This window comes from Streptomyces sp. TAA486 (assembly GCF_000426165.1).
In genome coordinates this window covers 126246-146527 of record NZ_AUEV01000021.1, presented here as the reverse complement: position 1 = coordinate 146527, position 20282 = coordinate 126246, and the positions used below count along the sequence as shown (strand labels likewise).

The following is a 20282-nucleotide window of genomic DNA, read 5'->3' as shown; positions in this document are numbered from 1 at the left end:
CTAATGGAACCTCTGATCTTCCTCAGATCAGATTTCGGCTTCGCCGCCGCCGGGAACGCGTGGTGAAGAGTCCGGAACGACCAAGGACCAAGAAGTACCAAGGGGGAATGAACAGATGGTCGTGTTCGTCGCGTTGGTTGTCTGCGTGGCGCTCCTCATCGGCATGGCTGCCGTCGTCTCCAGGCGGAGGAAGCGGGGGACCGGCCTGAGCGCGGATGGACGGGTCGCCGCCGGCGTGGACCCTTACAGCAACCAGTGGAAGTACAAGGCCCGGATGGGCGGTGGCGGAGGCCACCAGGGCGACAACCTTCCCTACAGCTGAAGCATTTCGCACGACAGGAACAGCTCCGCCCCGGCCGTCCACCGGCCGGGGCGGCGGCGTTCTCAGAGCCGCTCGGGCGTGCGGATGCCGAGCAGCGTCATGCCCTGGCGGAGCGTGCGGGCCGTGAGGTCGCACAGGAACAGCCGGTTCTGCACCAGCTGCGGCGTCTCCGCCTTCAGCACCGGGCAGTTCTCGTAGAACGGGCTGTAGAGCGTGGCCAGTTCATAGAGGTACGCGGCCAGCTTGTGCGGTTCGTAGCTCTCTGCCACAGCGGCCAAGGTGTCGCCGAACTCGTCCAGATGCAGCGCCAACGCGCGCTCCGCCGGCTCGAGTTCCAGCGTCGGGTGCACCTGCGGCTTCTCGCCGCCCGCCTTGCGGAAGATGGACTGGATGCGTGCGTAGGCGTACTGGAGATACACGCTGGTGTCGCCCTGGAGGGAGACCATCCGGTCCAGGTCGAAGACGTAGTCGCGCGTCATCGAGTTGGACAGGTCCGCGTACTTGACCGCGCCGATGCCGACCTGGGCGGCACGCTCCTGGATCTCGTCCTCGCTGAGGTCCTGGGCCTTCTCCCGTACGACCACGGCCGCGCGCTGCGTCGCCTCCTCCAGCAGGTCCACCAGCCGCACCGATGCGCCGGCCCGCGTCTTGAACGGCTTGCCGTCCTTGCCGAGGACCGTGCCGAAGGCGAGCTGCCGGGCCGCGCCCTCGGGGAGCCAGCCGGCACGCTGCGCGGTCTCGAAGACCATGCGGAAGTGCAGGGCCTGCCGGGCGTCCACGACGTACAGGACGGTGTCGGCGCCGAGTTCACCGATGCGGTCCCGGATCGCGGCGAGGTCGGTCGCGGCGTAGCCGAAGCCGCCGTTGGACTTCTGCACGATCAGCGGCGTGGGTGTGCCGTCGGGGCCCTTCACGTCGTCGAAGAAGACGCACAGGGCGCCCTCGGAGCGCACGGCGACGCCGGAGGACTCCAGATCCTTCACCACGGCCTGCAGACCGTCGTTGTAGGCGCTCTCGCCGACGATGTCCTCGTCCCGGATCTCGACGTCGAGGACCTCGTAGACGCCCTGGAAGTAGGTCTTGGACTCGTCGACGATCTTGTGCCAGAGGGCGAGGGACTCTTCGTCGCCGGACTGGAGGGACACGACCCGGTCCCGGGCACGCGCCTTGAACTCCTCGTCCGTCTCGAAGACCGAATAGGCCGCCTTGTAGAGCCGGTTGAGGCGCGCCATCGCGGCCTCGCCCTCGTCCTTCGCGTCGGCCGAGTCCGACTCGTGGTCCAGCTCGTGCGGGTGCTCGACCAGGTACTGGATGAGCATGCCGAACTGGGTGCCCCAGTCGCCGATGTGGTGGCGCCGGATGACCTTCTCGCCCCGGTGCTCCAGGATCTGGGTGATCGCGTCACCGATGACCGTCGAGCGCAGATGGCCGACGTGCATCTCCTTCGCCACGTTCGGCTGCGAGTAGTCGATCACCGTGGTGCCGGGCTGCTCGGCGTACGGGACGCCCAGCCGCTCGTCGTCGCAGCGGGCCGCGAGATTGCGGAGAACGGCCGCGTCGGTGACGTCGACGTTGAGGAAGCCGGGGCCGGAGACCTCGGCGGAGGCGATCTCCTCGTTCGGCGGCAGGCTCTCCACGACCTTGCCTGCCAGGTCACGCGGGTTCGCCTTGACGCGCTTCGCGAGTGCGAGGACGCCGTTGGCCTGGAAGTCCGCCCGGTCGCTGCGTCGCAGCATGGGGTCGATCCACTCTCCGGGAGTGCCCTCCGGCAGGGCAGCCGAGAGGGCCTCCGCGAGGCGCTTGTGGAGCGTGGCGGCGAGCGACGGGACCGAGGGCATGAATGCGAGCCGTTCCGTACGTGGGTGATGGGTCGGAATACGAGTATTTCACGCGGGTCCCCGGGCCGTCGCCGCGGTTATCCGTGTGAAACCGTGCGCTGCGCAGTGGGAGAATGGGCCCCGCAGACATGGCAGCGCAGAGAGAAGGAAGTGCCGGACGTGCCTCAGACCGCCGTCGAGACCGACTGGGTCTCCCGCATCGCCGATGACGTCATCGCCGAAGCGGAGCGTCGCGCGCCCGGCAAACCGGTCGTCTGCGCGTCCGGGCTCTCACCGTCCGGCCCGATCCACCTGGGCAACCTGCGCGAGGTGATGGTGCCGCACCTGGTCGCCGACGAGATCAAGCGGCGCGGTGTGGCGTGCGAGCACATCATCTCCTGGGACGACTACGACCGGTTCCGCAAGGTGCCCGCCGGCGTCGAGGGCGTCGACTCCTCGTGGGACGAGCACATCGGCAAGCCGCTGACCTCCGTGCCCGCGCCTCCCGGCAGTCCGCACGGAAGCTGGGGCGAGCACTTCAAGGCGGCGATGGCGGACTCCCTCGCCGAGCTCGGCGTCGAGTACCGGGGCATCAGCCAGACGGAGATGTACACCTCGGGCGCCTACCGCGAGCAGATCCTTTTCGCCATGCGCGAACGGGAGCGCATCGACGCGGTGCTGGACCGCTACCGCACGCTCGACAAGGCCGCCTCGGGTTCCGGCGGCAAGAAGCAGAAGCAGAAGCAGGGCGAACCGGACGCCGCGGAGATCGAGGCCGAAGAGGGCTCGGGCGCCGCCGCCGAGGACGACGGCTCGGGTGCGGGCGGCGGCGCGTACTACCCGTACAAGCCGTACTGCACGGCCTGCGAGCGGGACACCACCACGGTGACCGCCTACGACGACGCGACGACCGAGCTGACATACACCTGCGGCAGCTGCGGGCACAGCGAGACCGTGCTGCTGCGCGAGTTCGACCACGGCAAGCTCGTGTGGAAGGTCGACTGGCCGATGCGCTGGGCGTACGAGGGCGTGATCTTCGAGCCCAGCGGCGTCGACCACCAGTCGCCCGGATCGTCCTTCGTCGTCGGCGGGCAGCTCGTGAAGGAGATCTTCGGCGCCGAGCAGCCCATCGGCCCGATGTACGCGTTCGTCGGGATCAGCGGCATGGCGAAGATGTCGTCGTCGAAGGGCGGTGTGCCCACACCGGCCGACGCGCTCGGGATCATGGAGGGTCCGCTGCTGCGGTGGCTCTACGCGCGCCGCCGGCCGAACCAGTCCTTCAAGGTCGCCTTCGACCAGGAGATCCAGCGCACGTACGACGAGTGGGACGCCCTGGAGCGCAAGATCGCCGCGGGCACCGCGCAGCCCGCGGACCTCGCCGCCCATCTGCGTGCCTCCTCGACGGCCGCCGGGCCGCTGCCCTCGACGCCGCGTCCGCTGCCGTACCGCACGCTCGCGTCCGTGGTGGACGTGACCGCGGGCAACGACCAGCAGACGCTGCGGATCCTGAGCGAGCTGGACCCGGAGCGTCCCGTGCGCTCCCTGGACGAGGTCCGCCCTCGCTTGGACCGCGCGCAGCGCTGGATCACCACACAGGTCCCGGCGGAGCAGCGCACGCGAGTGCGGGACGAGCCCGACACGGCCCTGCTGGAGTCGCTGGAGGACGAGCAGCGCGAGTCGCTGCGCCTGCTGCTGGACGGGCTGGAGGACCACTGGTCGCTCGAAGGCCTGACGCAGCTCGTGTACGGGGTGCCGAAGGTGCAGGCGGGCATCGATCCGGACGCCAAGCCGACGCCCGAACTGAAGGTGGCGCAGCGGTCGTTCTTCGCGCTCGTCTACAAGCTGCTCGTGGGCAGCGAGACGGGGCCGAGGCTGCCGACGCTGCTGCTGGCGGTGGGATCGGACCGCGTTCGCAAGCTGCTGGGCGCGTGACGCGGGGCTGCCCTGAGCGGGGCGTTCAGCCCGCGAGCCCCATCTCCGTGTTGTAGCGCTCCTTGAACTCCCGCATGTAGGTGCGCAGATAGGCCTCGCTGAGCAGCGATCCGTCGATGTTGGTCACGCCGTGCCGCTCGTGCAGGGCACGGGAGAGCTGTCGCGCGTTCGGGAAGCTGGCCTGCGCGGCGACGAACTGGCGGTAGGCGAGGAAGTAGAACTCGTCACGGGGCACGCCGTCCGGTATGCCCACCGGCTCCGCCTCGTCGGAGGCGGACGGCGCGGGTGGTGCCGGATCGCGCTCGGGCACGAAGTCGTACTCGTCGCCCGCGCCGACGGTTGGCGGCGGCTCCACGAACAGCTGCTGTTCCTGGGCCCGTTGGGGAGGGAGATAAGCGGGGCCGCTGCCGCCGCCGGGCGCGTTGGAGTTGCCCAGCGCGCGGCGCCGGCCCGGTCCGACGGGGACGGTGACCTGAGGGCCGGAGGGCTGTGTCTCCGAGGCGTAGGTGTAGTCGCGGGAGGGTTCGGGCTCGCGGCCGGGGGCCGGTTCACGGGCGGTGCCGTCGTCGGCCTGCGGGCGCTGCGGCGTCTGCCGGGTCTGTGCGGGTGCGGTGCCGTCGTTCGGCTGCTGGGGCTGCTGGGGCTGCTGGGGCTGCTGGGGCTGCTCCGGTTCCACGGGCCCCAACTGCCCGTACTGCGCCTGCTGTTCGTACCCGTACTCGCCGTACCGGTCCTGCTGCTCGTTCGCGTACTCCCCGTACCGGTCCTGGTCCTCGTACGCGTGCTCCACGTACTGCTGTGGCGGTTGCGCCTGCCCCTGTGTCGCCGCTGCCTCGCGTCCGTCCCGGCGCTCCCCGCGGCTCTCCGCACCCTCCGGCTGCTCGGCGCCCTCCGGCTGCTCGGCGCCCGCCGTGAGTTCGGCGCGCCGGCGCCCCTCGGCCTTGGACGTGAGCCCCGGCGCCGCGCCGCTCGTGCGCGTCAGCGTCGCGGGCGCGTCGATGCCGGCCGCCGCCAGACCCGAGGGCCCGGTCTCGGAGAGCGGAACGCCGTAGCGCGCGAGCTTGAGCGGCATCAGCGACTCGACGGGGGCCTTGCGCCGCCAGTTGCGCCCGTACCGGGCGTGCAACCGGGCCTCGTAGACGAGCCGTTCCTGTTCCATGCGGATGACTTCGTCGTAACTGCGCAGTTCCCACAGCTTCATCCGGCGCCACAGCCGGAAGGTGGAGGGGAAGGCGAGCAGCCAGCGCGAGATGCGCACGCCCTCCATGTGTTTGTCGGCGGTGATGTCCGCGATCCGGCCGATCGCGTGCCGCGCGGCCTCGACCGCCACGACGAAGAGCACGGGGATGACCGCGTGCATCCCCACGCCGAGCGGGTCGGGCCAGGCGGCGGCGCCGTTGAAGGCGATGGTGGCCGCGGTCAGCAGCCACGCCGTCTGGCGCAGCAGCGGGAAGGGGATGCGGATCCAGGTGAGCAGCAGGTCCAGCGCGAGCAGCACGACGATGCCCGCGTCGATGCCGATCGGGAAGAACGGCGCGAAGGCACCGAAGCCCTTCCGCTCGGCGAGGTCGCGCACGGCGGCGAAGGAACCGGCGAATCCGATTGCGGCGATCGTCACGGCACCGATGACGACCACCGCGACCAATATGCGGTGTGTACGAGTCAGTTGAACGGCCTGCACTGGAGTTGTCCCCCACCCTTGGAAACCTGCGCGGCGCACCAGACTGGCACATGCGTCAAGTCCTTGCCGCACGGGTGCGCCACGGGGCGGGGCGTCACTTCAGGGAAGCGACTGCTTCCTTGGCCGCCTTCTCGGCGTTCTTCTTCAGGTCGTCGGCCTTGGGGGTCTTGCCGCTCTCGAAGCCGGCACCGGCGTAGTCGACCGTTACGACGACGTTGGCGCTGCGCGCCACGATTCTGTGCTCACGGAAGTCCTCGGACTTCTTGCCGTCCTTCTTCTCGACCTTGTAGCTCAGAGACGTCGCCTTGTCGCCGATCCCGTCGGCAGAGGAGGACTTGACGTCCGTGATGGTCTTCTCCGCCTTGACCGCGTCGGCCTGCTGCGTCAGGAACGTGCCGGCCAGCTCGTCGCCGGAGCCGCGCGAGGCGTCGGACTCGAAGCGCTTGAGGGAGACGGTCAGCTGTCTGTAGTCGAACTTGTCCAGGCCGCTCCACAGGCAGCTGCCGGAGTCCTTGGTGTTGCCGGACCCGATCCGCTTGCCGGACGCGTTGTCCGTCTTCGGGGTCAGCTTCTTGACCGTGTCACGGGAGACGGTCTTGCACGCGTCGGGCAGCTCCTTGATCTTCACCGGAGCGGCTTTCGCCTCTCCGCCGTTGTCGGTGGGGGCCGAACCGCCGGTCTCGCCGCCGGAGTCGGAGGAGCAGCCCGCCACCAGCAGCGCGGGGACTGCCACTGCCGCGCAGGCAAGCGTCCGGGCGAGACGCGGAGAGCGTCGCTGTGATGTTCGCTGAGCGTTACGGGGCATGATTCCTTCGCTTCCAGTCGGTTTGCGTCAGTCGTCGTCGAAGTCCCCGGCGAGTTCTTCGGCCACGCTGCGAGCCTTCTCCTGCAACTCGGCGCTGTCCGGGGTACGCCGCTTGTCCGTGAGCCACTGGTCGTACCGGATCGTGGCGATCACGTTCGCGCTGCGGAAGACGAGCGTGATGTCACGGTGGACACCTGAGTCCGCGGTGTCCAGTTGGTCGTCGATGTAGGCGTTGTCGCCGATGCCGTCGAGAATACGAGGAGAGAGATCCTCATCCGGTGACTGGGACGCGTCGGGGTCCTTTTCGGATTCGCCGTCGGCGCCGCTGTCGGATTTCTCACTCCCGTCGTCGCCGCCGTCCTTGTTCTCCGGGTCCTGGCTCTCGGCGTCCTCGCTCTTGTCGCCGCCCTTGGCGTCGCCGTTCGCGTCGCCGTTCTCGCCGTTCTCGCCGTTGTCCCCGTTGTCGTCCTCGGACGGTGAGCCGCTGTCCTCGTCGGTCGGGATCTCGGCCTGGCCCGCGCGCTCGTCGTAGAGGAGCTGTGCCTGCTTGTCGTCGCTCACGGCCGGGTCGTAGGAGACGACGCGTTCCAGGTCGACGGCGAGATGGCGGGTGGCGAGGCTCGTGGCGCTCTTCCAGCGGCAGCCCACGCGGCGGTCGGTGTCGTAGGTGACGGTGGCCTCGCCCTTGTACGGGGAGGAGTCCGGATCGGCCTCGGCGTTCTTGCCCGACGTGGTACTTCCGGCGGCGCTCTCGGCCGCCTCCGCGCCGGGGAGGAGCTTCTTGAGGGTGTCGATGCCGACGGCCCCGCAGGGCTCGGGGAGCGTGCGGTACTTGCCCGGTTCGGCGGGGGGCGCGGCGGAGGACGAGTTGTCTGCCTTGGTGTCCTCGCCGTTGCCCTCGTCGGACGATCCGCTGCAGGCGGTGAGACCTCCGGAGAGCATGACGGCCAGCGTGACGCCGGTCAGGTACGTCCTTGCCCTCCGCTGCACTGTCTGCCTCCTGCTCGGCGATTGCGCCGTCGGGTCGAAAACGAGTTGAAGCCGTGGCGGGGCCACGGAAGACAATGTCTACCGCACGCACGCCGGGGCCGTCCGTCCAGGGGGTGCATTTGGTGCTTGAAGTCCAGCTTTTCCGTTTCGTGGAATCAGTGGGCCTTTTCGTTTTCCGTCCATGGGGGAGTCGAGAGACATGCCGTACACCGAGGTGCCGGGCGCCCGCGTCCCGATCCGCATGTGGGCCGACCCGGCGGGCGTCGAGGACGTCGCCATGCAGCAGCTGCGCAACGTCTCCACGCTGCCGTGGATCGAGGGGCTCGCGGTCATGCCCGACGTGCATTACGGCAAGGGGGCCACGGTCGGTTCGGTGATCGCCATGAGGGGCGCGGTGTGCCCGGCTGCGGTCGGCGTCGACATCGGCTGCGGCATGTCCGCGGTGAAGACGTCCCTCACCGCGAACGATCTGCCCGGTGATCTCTCCAGGCTCCGCTCGAAGATCGAGCAGACGATTCCGGTGGGGCGGGGGATGCACGACGAGCCGGTCGACCCGGGAAAGCTCCACGGCTTCCCGACCGCGGGCTGGTCCGACTTCTGGAAGCGCTTCGATGGCGTCGCCGAAGCGGTCAAATTCCGTCAGGAACGAGCCACGAAGCAGATGGGAACGCTTGGCTCGGGCAACCACTTTGTCGAATTGTGCCTCGACACCGACGGTGCCGTATGGGTCATGCTGCACTCGGGCTCGCGCAACATCGGCAAGGAACTGGCCGAGTTCCACATCGGTGTGGCGCGCGAACTCCCGCACAACCAGGGCCTGGTCGACCGCGATCTCGCCGTCTTCGTGGCGGACACCCCGCAGATGGCGGCATACAGGCACGACCTGTTCTGGGCGCAGGAGTATGCGAAGCACAACCGCGAGGTGATGACGGGCCTGCTGAAGGACGTGCTCCGCAAGGAGTTCAAGAAGGCGAAGCCCCGGTTCGATCCCGTGATTTCCTGCCACCACAACTACGTGGCGGAGGAGAGCTACGACGGCGTGGACCTGCTGGTGACGCGGAAGGGCGCCATCCGGGCCGGTGACGGGGAGTACGGCATCATCCCGGGTTCGATGGGCACCGGTTCGTACATCGTGAAGGGGCTCGGCAACCCCGCCTCCTTCCAGTCGGCCTCGCACGGCGCGGGCCGGAAGATGAGCCGCAACGCAGCGCGGAAGCGCTTCTCCGCACGCGACTTGGCGGAGCAGACGCGGGGCGTGGAGTGCCGAAAGGACTCGGGGGTCGTGGACGAGATTCCCGGTGCCTACAAGCCGATCGAGCAGGTCATCGACCAGCAGCGTGACCTCGTCGAGGTTGTGGCGAAGCTGAAGCAGGTCGTCTGCGTCAAGGGGTGAGCCGGGCCGGGAGGCGCCGCGGGCCGTCGAGGCCGGCGGCACCACCCGGTCGTGCCCGCCCGTGGCGGGACGTCGGGACGGCCGTCACGGACGGGCACGACCGGGCCCCGTCAGCGTTCGCGGTGGACCTTCGTGTTCGAGGCCTGCGCGCGGGGGCGGAGGACCAGGAGGTCCACGTTGACGTGCTTGGGGCGGGTCACGGTCCAGGCGATCGTGTCCGCCACGTCCTCCGCGGTGAGCGGCTCCTCGACGCCCTCGTAGACCTTCGCGGCGCGCTCGGCGTCACCGCGGAAGCGGGTCAGGGCGAACTCGTCGGTCTTCACCATGCCGGGCGCGATCTCGATGATGCGTACGGGCTCCCCGCACAGCTCCAGGCGCAACGTCTCGGCCAGCACGTGGGCGCCGTGCTTGGCGGCCACGTAGCCGCCTCCGCCCTCGTACGTCGCGAGGCCCGCGGTGGAGGAGACGACTACGACCGTCCCCCCGCCGGAGGTGGGGGCACCACCCGGGCCGTCAGGCCCAGGGGGAGACTGGCACAGCGCCGGCAGCAGCGCCTGCGTGAGGTGCAGTACGCCGAGGACGTTGACTTCGTACATGCGGCGCCAGTCGGCCGGGTCGGCGGTGGCGACGGGGTCCGTGCCGAGCGCGCCCCCTGCGTTGTTGACCAGGACGTCGCAGCGGTCGAGCCCGGCTGCGAAGGCGTCGACGGCGGCGCGGTCGGTGACGTCGAGCGTGTGAGCCACCGCTTCGTGGCCCGCGTCGGTCAACTCCGCGGCCAGGGCGTCGATGCGGTCCTGGCGCCGGGCTGTGAGCACAACCCGGTAGCCGGCGGCGGCCAGTTGGCGTGCGGTGGCGGCGCCGATACCACTGCTGGCGCCGCTGATGACGGCAGTACGGATGCTCATGGCGCAAAGGCTACGTCGTACGGGGCCCGTGTCTCCGGTGCGGTCGCGGGCCCCGCTCATTCACCACGGGGTGCATACATGATCAGCGCGACTCCGGCGAGACAGACCAGCGCCCCCGTTACGTCCCAGCGGTCCGGGCGGAAGCCGTCCACCGCCATGCCCCAGGCGAGCGAGCCGGCGACGAAGACGCCCCCGTACGCCGCGAGGATGCGGCCGAAGTGGGCGTCGGGCTGAAGGGTGGCGACGAATCCGTAGACGCCGAGGGCGATGAGGCCGGCGCCGATCCAGGCCCAGCCGCGGTGTTCGCGCACTCCCTGCCAGACGAGCCACGCTCCGCCGATCTCCATCAGCGCCGCGAGGGCGAAGAGGGCGACGGAGCGCGCGATCAGCATGTCCGCAGGTTACGTGAGAGCGACGGGCGTCGACGAGGCGCCGGAGCCGGGCGGCGCCGCTGGCCGCGGGCCTCAGTCCGCCACGCGCAGGGCCGGTGACCCCGTCCACTCCGCCAGCGCCTGGCGCATCCCCCGCGGATCGGGCCTGTCGCTCGCCCAGGCGATGTAGCCGTCGGGCCGCACCAGCAAAGCCCGCTCTCCGACGGCTGCCGAACGGACGTGCACCGTACGGTCGTCGGCCTCCTCGTTGGTGTCCGGGGGCTGAGCGCTGAGAGGTGAGACGAGGACGAACGCGCCCTTGCGCAGCGTCTCGTAGAGCCGTCCCGAGGTGTGCGGCAGATCGGGCGCGCGCTTCCCGGCGAGCGAGTGGGAGCCCCGAGGCGACGGGTAGGAGATGCCGATGCCGGAGACCATGCGCACCGCGCGGTTCGCCAACGGCCTTACCCGGTTGACGACTTCGGCGCCGGCGGAGCGCAGCGCGCGGCCCGCGGTGGAGCGGGCGAGGGCGAGCCTGATGATCGCGCCGCTCATCCGCAGCACGAGGGTGCCGACCGGGTGCCGTTCCTTGTCGTACGTCTCAAGCAGCGTGACGGGGGAGTGGCCACGCAGCACCGCCGAGAGCTTCCAGGAGAGGTTCGCGGCGTCCTGGAGTCCGGTGTTCATGCCCATCCCGCCGGCCGGCGAGTGGACGTGAGCGGCGTCGCCCGCGAGGAAGACGCGGCCCACCGTGTAGCGCGGCGCCTGCCGCTCGTCGCTGTGGAAGCGGGAGATCCAGCGGGGTTCGTGCATCCCGTGGTCGGAGCCCAGCGCCTCGAGAGTCAACTCCCGGACCTCCTCGAGGAAGGCCGGTGCGCTGTCGGGCAGCTGCCGGTGGCGGTTCCAGCCCATGACCCGGTACCAGCCGCCGCCGAAGGAGGCGATGAGCGCGAATGACTCCTCGCCCGCGTTGACGAGGAAGGGCGTGTCAGGGGGATCGGACAGCCGCACATCGGCCAGCACGATGGAGCGGATGACGGACTTGCCGGGGAAGGGCAGACCGAGGAGGCGTCGGACGGTGCTGTGCACGCCGTCGGTGCCGATGAGATACGAGGCGCGCAGCGTGCGGACCGCTGCCGGGGCGTCGTTCTCCGCCGTGCCGTCGTCGTCGGCCTGTGCGTCCGCTTCCTGCCCGGGCCGTCGTGCCTCGGTGACGTCCAACTCGACGCCGGCCGCGTCCTGGCGGAGGTCGAGGACCTCCGTGCCGTACAGGAAGGTCGCCCCTGCCTTGCGGGCGCGCCGCTGCAGCAGCCTCTCCACCTCGAACTGGGGAGTGATCAGCACGAATGGGAAGCGCCCGGGCAGCCGCCCGGGACGGAGCACCGCCCGTCCGAAGAACCCGAGCGTCTCCATCCGCGCGCCGGTGCCGATCAGCTCGTCGGCGAGCCCGCGGGCGTCCAGTTGCTCGAGCGTGCGGGCGTGCACGACGAGTGCGCGGGAGAGGTTGCTGATCGACTCGTCGCGTCGCTCGACGAGGGTGACCCTGTGGCCCGCCTCGGCCAGGTCACCGGCGGCCATGAGCCCGGTGGGTCCGGCGCCGACGACGAGCACGTCCGCCGTGCAGGGGGCCTCGGAGTGCGGGGGGCCGGTGGGAGCTTTGCCGTCCGTGCCGCTGCGTGCCATGGAGTCCTCCCCGGAATGCACATGCCGACGCACGTTGGTCAACGCCCGTTGGCACAACGGTAGGACGGCCCGCAAGGAGTGTCAACGCATGTTGGCCTACAGGTGTTGGTATGACTGTGGAGGGTGCGGGCGCGCCGGGGAACGGCCGCGGGTCGGTGATGTCGGCAGGAGTAGGCCCCGTCCCCACACGGCCCTCTCACGGGAGCTCCGGCGTGCCGGCTCGGGTCAGGTCCGGGCGCGGGCAGTCCGTCGCGGCGGTGCTCGCTGGAGGGCGCCCTCAGGCCTCGAGCCGCGCGCAGAACACGTCCACCAGGCGCGCGAGGAAGGCGTTCCCCTCCTCGCCGGGCTCCATGGAGATCGTTCCGCCGCCCCAGTCCACGGTGCCGACCATGTCCTGGTACTCGGAGTGCAAGTGGTGCAGGATCCCGCCGACGCGGGCCCTGGGCAGGTCGAGCAGCTTGCACACGGGCTGTACGTACGGCTGCCAGCGGGTCGTGACCGCGCGGCGCAGCAGCTCGCCGACCTGGGCGTCCCGCCCGGTGATGTCGAGTCGGGCGCGCAGCGGCAACGCCAGTGCGTCCCCGAGCAGTTCGGCCTGCCGTTTGGTCAACTGCCAGCGCCCGCCGCGCTCCATCTCCTCGTACTCGGCGGGGGAGAGGCCCAGGCGCAGCGCCATGTCGAAGGTGGACACCCCGCGGGCGAGGCGGTGCTGGTGCACGTTGCTGAGAGACCCCATGAGATCGCCGACGGAGCACCACAGCACGCCGGCCAGGGCGGTCAACTCCCGTTCCCCGGGGCTCTGGTCGCCCGACTCCCAGCTCAGGACGGTCAGCGGCGTGACCTGCACTCCGTAGGCGCTGAGCATGGTCGACGCGACGTCCTCGGCCCGCATCCCGAGCGCCTGGCGCGTGCTGCGCGCCGCCTCACGGTTGAACGCGGGCCTGCGGGGGTCGGATGACGTGTACGGGGACAAGCGGTCCACTTCTCAGGTCTTCCTCACGGCAAGCCACGGGCCGGGGCAAAGAATGTCAAACGACCTAGGGCAGAGTCCAGGCCAGGATGCCTGACTGTGCATAGATCAACACGCAGAGAACAAGCAGCAGTCCGAGACTCCACTTGAGTGTCGAGCGCAGCAGTTCGGACTCCTGGCTGGCACAGCCGACGGCCGTCGCGGCGATGGTCAGGTTCTGTGGGCTGATCATCTTGCCCAGTACTCCGCCCGAGGCGTTGCCCGCGACGAGCAGTGACGGATCGAGGCCCGCTCCCTTCGCGGCGGTGTACTGGAGGCTGGCGAACAGCGCCTGCGAGGACGTGTCGGACCCGGTGACTGCCGTTCCGAACCAGCCGAGCACCGGCGAGAGCAGCGCGAGCGCGCTTCCGCTCCCGGCGATCCAGGTGCCGATGGTGATGGTCTGGCCCGAGAGGTTCATCGCGTACGCGAGTGCGAGCACGGCCGCGACGGTCAGGAGGGCCGTGCGCAACTTGACGATCGTGGCCCCGAGTTCCCGCAGCGCCACCTGCGCGTCGATGCGGAGGACGAGCGCGGTGAGCACCCCGGAGAGCAGCAGCAGGGTTCCGGGCGACGACAGCCACGCCAGGTTGTAGACGGTGGAGTCGACCTCGTTGCCCGCGACGGTGAGGAGCTTCCCGTCCAGTCCCGGCCAGGGGACGGCGATGCTCATACTGCCCAGGAACTCCTTGACGGGGGTCCACAGTTGGGCCACGGAGAAGACGGAGATGACGATGATGTACGGGGCGAAGGCCGCGACCAGCCGCTTGCTGTCGGTCTCCGGCCGTATCTCATGTCCCGTGTGCCCGGCGTGTGTCGAGTGGCCCCCATGTTGTCCGCCGTGCGCGGCCCGCGACGTCGGCACCGACTGACCTCCGGGGCTGTGGCCGCCGTACGTGCGCCCGCCGGGTCCTGGCTGTCCTCCGCCCCCGGGGCGTGGGCCGGCTCCGGATCCGCCGCCGGCGGCTAGCAGTTCCGCCCGCGCCTCCTCGCTGCCGCGCGGCTGCCAGAACCGCATGAAGACGACGGCCGCCACCAGGCTGGCGAGCGAGGTGATGATGTCTGTGAGTTCGACGGAAATGTAGTTGGAGCTGACGAACTGCACGACGGCGAAGGTCACTCCGCACACCACGGCAACGGGCCAGATCTGGCGCAGCCCGCGGAAGCCGTCCACGAGCACCGTCAGCAGCAGCGGAACGATGAGCGCGAGCACGGGCACCTGGCGGCCGACGTATGAGCCGAGCTCGGTGTACGGGATCTTCGTCAGCTCGCCGGCCGTGATGACGGGAATCCCCATGGCGCCGAAGGCCACGGGGACGGTGTTGGCGACGAGCACCGTGACGGCCGCACGGAACGGCGGGAAGCCCAGGGCGATGAGCATGATGCCGGTGATCGCCACGGGTGCGCCGAAGCCGGCGAGCGCCTCCAGCAGGGCGCCGAAGCAGAAGGCGAGCACGACCGCCAGGACACGCGGGTCGTTGCTGATGAGTCGCAGCGAGCGGCGAAGGTCCTCGAACGTGCCGCTGACAACGGTGAGTTGGTACAGCCAGATGGCCGTGACGAGGATCCAGCCGATGGGGAAGAGGCCGAAGACCGCGCCCTCGCTCGCCGACAGGGCGGCCAGCTTGAACGGCATCCCGTAGACGAGGACGGCGATGCCCACCGCGACGGCCAGAGCGGAGAGGCCGGCCCAGTGCGCCTTGACCCGTGCCGCTCCGAGCAGCAGGAAGAGAGTCACCAGCGGCAGAGCGGCGACGAGGGCCGACAGGGCGAGGCCGCCGGAGAGAGGTGAGAGGGCGGGCTGGTACAAGGGCATCCCCGTACGGGTTTGGTCAGACCATGCGTTCGAAGCTGCCACACACTATGAAGAGCCCAACTCGCTGTCCAGAGACAGCACATGACTGACAAAACTTGGTCAGACCAAAGTACGGGCGATTGGGTTACGCTCGCCGCCACCGCGTGATCCCCTGTCAGCTGCACCGGGGAGCGGACCGACGTCGCGGATCTGGGAGGGGCTCATGGCCGGACCGGACGACTGGGAACCCGTGACCCGTTCGCGTACGTACGAACTGGTCCTCACGCGGATCGAGCAGCTCATCCTCGACGGAAGGCTCAGGGTGGGCGACCGGCTGCCGCCCGAGCGGGAGTTGAGCGAGATGCTCGGTGTCAGCAGGGCCGCGATCCGGGAGGCGCTGCGCGTGCTGGAGGCTCAGGGAGCGCTTCGGCCCCGGGTCGGCACGGGCCCGGACTCGGGAAACGTGATCGCCGTGATGCCCGGCGCCGGGCTCACCCAGTTCCTCAGGCTGCACATCGCGCTCGCGCACTTCTCCCTCGACGACGTGGTCGAGGCGCGTGCCGTCCTGGAGCGGTCCAGCGCCAGGCTGGCCGCCGAGCGCGCAGATGCGGAGGACCTCGCGCGGATGCGTGAACGGCTGGACCGCATGGACGAAGTGGGGCTCCCGCGCGAGGCGTTCAACGACTGCGACACGGACTTCCACGTCGCGATCGCTGAGGCGGCGGGCAACCGTCTGGTGGCCGACCTGACCGTCTCCGTGCGCAACGCGGTCCGGCAGACCCTGCTGACGGTCTTCCACCGGGTGGGGGACTGGGAGGCGGTGGCCGCGAGGCTGCGCGCGGAGCACCGCGCGATCTACGACGCGGTGGCTGCCGGAGAGGCCGAAGCCGCGGGTGAGGCGGTCGAGGCGCACATCCGCTCCGTGCACCGGGACATCGTCATCCCTTCCCTGGCCCTCGTGCCCTGAGGCGGGCCGCGGGCAGCGCCCGGCGGGTCTTGGTCCCGCGGTTCACCTGCCACTCTGGTGTGTCAACGCTCGTTGGCCTACATTCGTTGACATGAAAGACCGAGCAGAGGCCGGTTCCGCCGCGGGAACCGGTGCGGGCGAGGCCACGGACCTCGCGGCCTCCCCGGGGGAGGCGACGGAGGGCTGGGCCCCGCGCCGCTCCGACGCGACGCGGGCCGCGATCCGGCAGGCCGCCCGCGAGCGCTTCGCGACGGACGGATACGAGCGCGCGACCATCCGCGCCATCGCGCGGGACGCCGGCATCGACCCGTCGATGGTCATGCGCTACTTCGGCAACAAGGAGGGCCTGTTCGCCGCCGCCTCCGAGATCGACCTGCGGCTGCCGGACCTGACCGGCGTCCCCGCCGAGGAGGTCGGCACGCGCCTCGTACGCCACTTCCTGGACCGCTGGGAGGGCGACGAGACGCTGAACGCCATGCTGCGCGTCGGCGTCACCAACCCCGCGGGCGCGGAGCGCGTGCACGCGGTCTTCCGCGACCAGGTCGCGCCCGTGGTGGCCGCCGTGTGCCCGGACCCGGCGCAGGTCCCCGCGCGCGCCGCCCTGCTGGCCTCGCAGATCCTGGGCATGGCCGTGAGCCGGTACGTGCTGAAGCTGCCGCCCGCGGTGGCGTTGACCCACGAGGAGATCGTGGACTGGCTCGGGCCGACGGTCCGGCGCTACGTGACGGCGGAGAGGCCATAGCGCCCTGCGGAATGATCCCGTCCCGCTGACGGGACGAGCCGCCCAACGCCCGTCAGCGGGTCAGTGGCCGTTGTGCGAAGGCGAGCGTGACGTACGGCAGGGTATTCCGGTCGATGACCGCCGTGAGGATGCCCTGAGAGCCGAGGTCGGCGCCGAGGGCGAACACATGTGGATCGGTGTCGATCCGTATGCCGTCGGCCTCCGCTCCGTCGATCACCACGGGTACACCGCGCTCGATGCAGCGCTCGTCCACGAGTCCGCTCGGCCCCTCGTCCGCGACACCGTGGGCGAACGATCCCGGTGTCGGTGGTGCGTGGTAACGGTTCCTGAGCAGGTGGTTGACGTGCGCGACGAGTTCGCTCCCGGCATCGCGCCGTGGCACCGGTTCGCGGGCCCAGCTCGTACGGACAGCGTCGTGCAGGCTGGGGTAGCGCCTGCGCTGTACGTACTCGGTCAGCCAACCAGGCTGCGGCGTTGGGGGTTGCGCCTCGACGAAGTGACGCGTCGCATCGTCCAGCTCTGCCAGATTGACAGGGTCGTCGCGGTCGTCGGGATTCCGCCACAGTGTGTAGTCGATCCCGACGGTGATGCTGTAGACGATCTCGTTGCCTGTGCTGCGCATGCCTATGCTGCGCATGTCTGCGTAACGCCTTCGTGGGCCGCGCTTGAGTGGGCTGCCCGTATTGAGCGAGCTGCGTGTGGTGGTGAGGCAGTCCCAGTCCTCCAAATGTGGCTGCGCCACCAGGCCCAGGAGTGGGATCGGCATGTGCCGCCGCAGATACTCGATCGTCTCCAGGCGGGGGTCCGGCATGTCCTCGGGTATCACTCCGACAAGTCGCAGGGCGTCTCCTTCACGTGTCCTTTGCGCTGCGCGGTTCATGGGCCCCTCAGTGTGTCGGTCACGTGAGCGCCTCGTCGAACAATTTCCGGTGGACCACGCTCCGTTGGCGCGTATGCCGCACGACTGACCCGGTGCCCCCAGGTCGCGGATGCCGGGACGGAAGGCAGGCCGAGCGCGGGCGAAGCCGGCGAATCGATGCCCGTGAACATGCCTTGGATCCTCGTCCACGGGTACTCAGTGCGCCGTAACGAGCCCCCTTCCCCTGAGAGGTGACGAAGAGTGTCGTCCTCCCTCGTAGAGACCGTGGACGTCGAAGCTCCGCTCGCGGTGAGCTGGGCACTGTGGAGCGACGTGGCCGAGTGGCCGAAGTTCCTGAGCCACGTGAAGGACGTCGTCCGTATCGACAACCGCTCCTTCTCCTGGTGGCTTTCGCTCCCCGGAGCCGAGAAGAGCTTCACCGCCGAGGTCACGGAGCTGATCCCTCAGGAGCGCATCGCCTGGAAGACGACGGACGGCGTCGAGCACGCCGGAGTGGTCACCTTCCACAGGCTCAGCGACACGACGAGCCGGGTGACGCTGCAGATCGAATACAACCCGCAGGACTTCGTCGAGCGCCTGGGCGCCCTGACCAACCTGGACTCCACGCTCACCAACTACGACCTGGGCGAGTTCAAGAAGGCAGCGGAGAACGCGTCCGGCAGGAACGGGACTTCGGGCGCCTGACCGGGGGCGCCGAACCGGAGCCGGCCCCGCGCCTCTTCCGCCGGGAGCGGGGCGGCTGCGCCCGCGCCGGAGCAGGGTTCGCGCGGCGAGTGCATGAGTCCGATCCGTGTGCTCGACGGCGCGGGCCCGGTCCGGGCCGCCAGCGCCGGAGCGCGATCAGGGCAGCAAGACCGGACGGTACGGCCGGTGGCTCAGGGCCACACCAGGCAGTACGGCTGGTGGCCGGCCATGTGCAGGCGGTCGGAGAAGTCCTGCCATTCGTGGAGAAGTTGGTACACGTTGAACGCGTCCTGAGGGCCGGAGCGGTCCGGCACCGTGGACCAGATGAAGGCCGCCGCGCCCACCGACTCCTCGCCGATGCCCCGAAGCGGGTCCACGACGGTCATCGGCAGCTTCACGACGGCGTAATCCGGGTGCAGCACGACGAGTTCCAGGGGCGGCACCCGGTGAAGAGGTATGCCCTCGATGCCGGTGAGCACCATCGCGGCCATGGTTTCCGGCTTGATCTTGGTGAACATGCCGTGACCCAACTCGTCGCCGCCGAGCTCTTCGGGGCGCATGGAAACAGGGACCCGGGCCGCCGTAGCGCCGTCCGGGGCGCCGAAGTATTTGTAGGTCACCCCCACTCGGCCGCCACCCTTGCTGCTCCCGAAGTCTCTTTCCACCGCGTCTCTGCGATGGCGTCCCCGTGCGCGCTCCGGACCGAGGTCCCCGGTACCCTCTCCCAGTCCACCACCGCGCTGCATGTCACCACCCGACCACTCGCGGCCGCCGCCGCGCAACCCGATCATCGTGTCAGAGACCTCCCCGTCCTGCCGGTCGTGAAACGCCCCGCAGCGCCCGGGTAATCCCCGTGTTACCGGGCCGGTATCTGACCGGCTCCGCATGTCCCGTATACCCACCGACGGGACGACGACGCGGTGCCGTGGGAATGCTCTGACACCATGGCCCTCGTGACTTACTCGTACGAGGCCCCAGTATCGCAGTCGCTCTACGACCGCGCCTCCGTCGTGACGCCCGGAGGCGTGAACTCTCCTGTCCGCGCCTTCCAAGCCGTGGGCGGTACGCCCCGGTTCATGGTGTCCGGTGCCGGTCCGTACCTCATGGATGCCGACGGACGTGAGTACGTCGATCTTGTCTGCTCGTGGGGGCCGATGATTCTGGGCCATTCCCACCCCGAGGTGATCGCCGCCGTACAGGCCGCGGTGAGCCGGGGCACGTCGTTCGGCACGCCCGGCGAGGACGAAGTCGCGCTCGCGGAGGAGATCGTGGACCGGATCGGGCCGGTCGAGCAGGTCCGGCTGGTCTCCTCCGGTACTGAGGCCACGATGTCCGCGATCCGCCTGGCGCGCGGCTTCACGGGCCGCGCGAAGGTCGTGAAGTTCGCGGGCTGTTACCACGGTCATGTCGACGCGCTGCTCGCCTCGGCGGGTTCGGGCGTCGCGACGTTCGGGCTTCCCGACACACCGGGCGTGACGGGCGCGCAGGCGGCGGAGACGATCGTGCTGCCGTACAACGATCCCGAGGCCGTACGTGCCGCGTTCGCCGCGCAGCCGGACGAGATCGCGTGCGTCATCACCGAGGCGTCCCCCGGCAACATGGGCATCGTGCCGCCGAAGCCGGGCTTCAACGAGCAACTCAAGGAGATCTGCCGGGAGCACGGGGCGCTGTTCGTCTCGGACGAGGTGATGACGGGTTTCCGCGTCAGCAAGCAGGGCTGGTACGGGATCGACCAAGTCGTCCCCGATCTGATGACGTTCGGCAAGGTGATGGGCGGCGGCTTCCCGGCCGCGGCCTTCGGCGGCAGGGGGGACGTGATGGAGCGCCTCGCCCCCGCCGGCCCCGTCTACCAGGCCGGGACGCTGTCCGGGAACCCGGTCGCCACGGCCGCCGGGGTCGCGCAGCTGCGGCTGCTGGACGACGGGGCGTACGCGGCGGTGGACGCGGCCTCCGAGCAGCTGCGCGGAGCCGTCACCGAGGCACTGAGCAAGGCAGGCGTGGCGCACCAACTGCAGGTCGCGGGCAACATGTTCTCCGTGTTCTTCACCGACGAGCCGGTCACGGACTACGAGGGCGCGAAGGCGCAGGAAGCGTTCCGCTTCAAGGCGCTCTTCCACTCGATGCTGGAGCAGGGCGTCTATCTGCCGCCGTCCGCCTTCGAGTCGTGGTTCGTCTCCACCGCGCACGACGACGGCGCACTGGAGCGCGTCGCCGACGCGCTGCCCGCCGCCGCCCGCGCTGCCGCGGAGGCGACGACATGAGCGCCGCGGACCGTACGGGCCCGGAGTACGAGGCCGGAAGACGCGAGG

Annotated in this window: 18 protein-coding genes; 7 read left to right on the top strand and 11 right to left on the bottom strand. The window is 69.9% G+C overall.

The features are described from left to right. Nucleotides 1-115 precede the first annotated feature (115 nt). Nucleotides 116-322: a hypothetical protein gene (locus tag I004_RS0126445; RefSeq protein WP_028437969.1), complete on the top strand. Its 207-nt coding sequence runs from the start codon at nt 116-118 to the stop codon at nt 320-322. Nucleotides 323-384: 62 nt separating this feature from the next. Here the strand turns inward: I004_RS0126445 and argS are convergent, their stop codons facing one another. Next, nucleotides 385-2160, bottom strand: coding sequence for an arginine--tRNA ligase (argS, locus tag I004_RS0126440; protein ID WP_028437968.1), 1776 nt, complete (start codon nt 2158-2160; stop codon nt 385-387). Between the two features lie 159 nt (nt 2161-2319). Here argS and lysS point away from each other — a divergent pair, with 159 nt between their 5' ends. After that, nucleotides 2320-4071 carry a lysine--tRNA ligase gene (gene lysS / locus I004_RS0126435; RefSeq protein ID WP_028437967.1) on the top strand — a complete coding sequence of 584 codons (1752 nt, stop codon included), beginning with the start codon at nt 2320-2322 and terminating at the stop codon, nt 4069-4071. Nucleotides 4072-4096: 25 nt separating this feature from the next. Here the strand turns inward: lysS and I004_RS0126430 are convergent, their stop codons facing one another. The 3 genes from I004_RS0126430 to I004_RS0126420 all read right to left on the bottom strand — a co-directional run bounded on the left by I004_RS0126430 (nt 4097) and on the right by I004_RS0126420 (nt 7547). Then, nucleotides 4097-5719: a DUF2637 domain-containing protein gene (locus I004_RS0126430; protein ID WP_486580382.1), complete on the bottom strand. Its 1623-nt coding sequence runs from the start codon at nt 5717-5719 to the stop codon at nt 4097-4099. A gap of 127 nt (nt 5720-5846) precedes the next feature. Next, complete coding sequence (locus I004_RS0126425) at nt 5847-6485, bottom strand: DUF3558 domain-containing protein (protein WP_486580363.1); 639 nt, start codon at nt 6483-6485, stop codon at nt 5847-5849. 99 nt (nt 6486-6584) lie between these two features. After that, on the bottom strand, nt 6585-7547 hold the full coding sequence (locus tag I004_RS0126420) for a hypothetical protein (protein ID WP_028437964.1): 963 nt from the start codon (nt 7545-7547) through the stop codon (nt 6585-6587). Nucleotides 7548-7746: 199 nt separating this feature from the next. Between I004_RS0126420 and I004_RS0126415 the strand changes: the two genes are divergently transcribed. Beyond that, nucleotides 7747-8940 (top strand): RtcB family protein, encoded by a 1194-nt coding sequence (locus tag I004_RS0126415; protein WP_028437963.1) that lies wholly within the window; start codon nt 7747-7749, stop codon nt 8938-8940. A 110-nt stretch (nt 8941-9050) separates the two neighbouring features. On the opposite strand, the gene I004_RS0126410 is transcribed toward I004_RS0126415, so the two are convergent. From I004_RS0126410 to I004_RS0126390, 5 genes are all read right to left on the bottom strand, one after another. After that, nucleotides 9051-9845, bottom strand: a complete 795-nt coding sequence (locus I004_RS0126410) for an SDR family oxidoreductase (protein ID WP_028437962.1) — start codon at nt 9843-9845, stop codon at nt 9051-9053. A 56-nt stretch (nt 9846-9901) separates the two neighbouring features. Beyond that, nucleotides 9902-10237 carry a YnfA family protein gene (locus I004_RS0126405; protein WP_028437961.1) on the bottom strand — a complete coding sequence of 112 codons (336 nt, stop codon included), beginning with the start codon at nt 10235-10237 and terminating at the stop codon, nt 9902-9904. Between the two features lie 72 nt (nt 10238-10309). Further along, on the bottom strand, nt 10310-11896 hold the full coding sequence (locus tag I004_RS36190) for an FAD-dependent oxidoreductase (protein ID WP_051345458.1): 1587 nt from the start codon (nt 11894-11896) through the stop codon (nt 10310-10312). A 277-nt stretch (nt 11897-12173) separates the two neighbouring features. Then, nucleotides 12174-12878, bottom strand: a complete 705-nt coding sequence (locus I004_RS0126395) for a helix-turn-helix domain-containing protein (RefSeq protein ID WP_051345457.1) — start codon at nt 12876-12878, stop codon at nt 12174-12176. Between the two features lie 55 nt (nt 12879-12933). Next, nucleotides 12934-14721: an L-lactate permease gene (locus I004_RS0126390; RefSeq protein WP_037977863.1), complete on the bottom strand. Its 1788-nt coding sequence runs from the start codon at nt 14719-14721 to the stop codon at nt 12934-12936. Between the two features lie 202 nt (nt 14722-14923). Here I004_RS0126390 and I004_RS0126385 point away from each other — a divergent pair, with 202 nt between their 5' ends. After that, nucleotides 14924-15667 (top strand): FadR/GntR family transcriptional regulator, encoded by a 744-nt coding sequence (locus tag I004_RS0126385; RefSeq protein WP_028437958.1) that lies wholly within the window; start codon nt 14924-14926, stop codon nt 15665-15667. 91 nt (nt 15668-15758) lie between these two features. Then, entirely contained in the window at nt 15759-16409 is a 651-nt protein-coding gene (locus tag I004_RS0126380) for a TetR/AcrR family transcriptional regulator (RefSeq protein WP_028437957.1), read from the top strand. Between the two features lie 52 nt (nt 16410-16461). Here I004_RS0126380 and I004_RS0126375 read toward each other — a convergent pair whose 3' ends face one another. Continuing rightward, the gene (locus I004_RS0126375; protein ID WP_158677107.1) at nt 16462-17220 is read right to left on the bottom strand and encodes a hypothetical protein; all 759 of its coding nucleotides are present in this window, start codon (nt 17218-17220) and stop codon (nt 16462-16464) included. Nucleotides 17221-17529: 309 nt separating this feature from the next. On the opposite strand from I004_RS0126375, the gene I004_RS0126370 reads away from it, so the two are divergent. Continuing rightward, nucleotides 17530-17973 carry an SRPBCC family protein gene (locus I004_RS0126370; protein WP_028437955.1) on the top strand — a complete coding sequence of 148 codons (444 nt, stop codon included), beginning with the start codon at nt 17530-17532 and terminating at the stop codon, nt 17971-17973. A 191-nt stretch (nt 17974-18164) separates the two neighbouring features. Here the strand turns inward: I004_RS0126370 and I004_RS0126365 are convergent, their stop codons facing one another. Next, nucleotides 18165-18719, bottom strand: coding sequence for a hypothetical protein (locus I004_RS0126365; RefSeq protein ID WP_078511835.1), 555 nt, complete (start codon nt 18717-18719; stop codon nt 18165-18167). Nucleotides 18720-18917: 198 nt separating this feature from the next. Between I004_RS0126365 and hemL the strand changes: the two genes are divergently transcribed. Further along, a complete protein-coding gene (hemL, locus tag I004_RS0126360) occupies nt 18918-20234 on the top strand; it encodes a glutamate-1-semialdehyde 2,1-aminomutase (protein WP_051345455.1) in 1317 nt (438 codons plus the stop codon). Nucleotides 20235-20282 lie beyond the last annotated feature (48 nt).

What these genes read in the sequence shown, in the direction of transcription:
- I004_RS0126410 (WP_028437962.1), bottom strand. Translation starts at nt 9,845, where the DNA reads ATGAGCATCCGTACTGCCGTCATCAGCGGCGCCAGCAGTGGTATCGGC.
- I004_RS0126375 (WP_158677107.1), bottom strand. Translation starts at nt 17,220, where the DNA reads ATGCCGGACCCCCGCCTGGAGACGATCGAGTATCTGCGGCGGCACATG.
- I004_RS0126390 (WP_037977863.1), bottom strand. Translation starts at nt 14,721, where the DNA reads ATGCCCTTGTACCAGCCCGCCCTCTCACCTCTCTCCGGCGGCCTCGCC.
- I004_RS0126405 (WP_028437961.1), bottom strand. Translation starts at nt 10,237, where the DNA reads ATGCTGATCGCGCGCTCCGTCGCCCTCTTCGCCCTCGCGGCGCTGATG.
- hemL (WP_051345455.1), top strand. Translation starts at nt 18,918, where the DNA reads ATGGCCCTCGTGACTTACTCGTACGAGGCCCCAGTATCGCAGTCGCTC.
- I004_RS0126380 (WP_028437957.1), top strand. Translation starts at nt 15,759, where the DNA reads ATGAAAGACCGAGCAGAGGCCGGTTCCGCCGCGGGAACCGGTGCGGGC.
- I004_RS0126415 (WP_028437963.1), top strand. Translation starts at nt 7,747, where the DNA reads ATGCCGTACACCGAGGTGCCGGGCGCCCGCGTCCCGATCCGCATGTGG.
- I004_RS36190 (WP_051345458.1), bottom strand. Translation starts at nt 11,896, where the DNA reads ATGGCACGCAGCGGCACGGACGGCAAAGCTCCCACCGGCCCCCCGCAC.
- I004_RS0126365 (WP_078511835.1), bottom strand. Translation starts at nt 18,719, where the DNA reads ATGCAGCGCGGTGGTGGACTGGGAGAGGGTACCGGGGACCTCGGTCCG.
- I004_RS0126445 (WP_028437969.1), top strand. Translation starts at nt 116, where the DNA reads ATGGTCGTGTTCGTCGCGTTGGTTGTCTGCGTGGCGCTCCTCATCGGC.
- I004_RS0126385 (WP_028437958.1), top strand. Translation starts at nt 14,924, where the DNA reads ATGGCCGGACCGGACGACTGGGAACCCGTGACCCGTTCGCGTACGTAC.
- argS (WP_028437968.1), bottom strand. Translation starts at nt 2,160, where the DNA reads ATGCCCTCGGTCCCGTCGCTCGCCGCCACGCTCCACAAGCGCCTCGCG.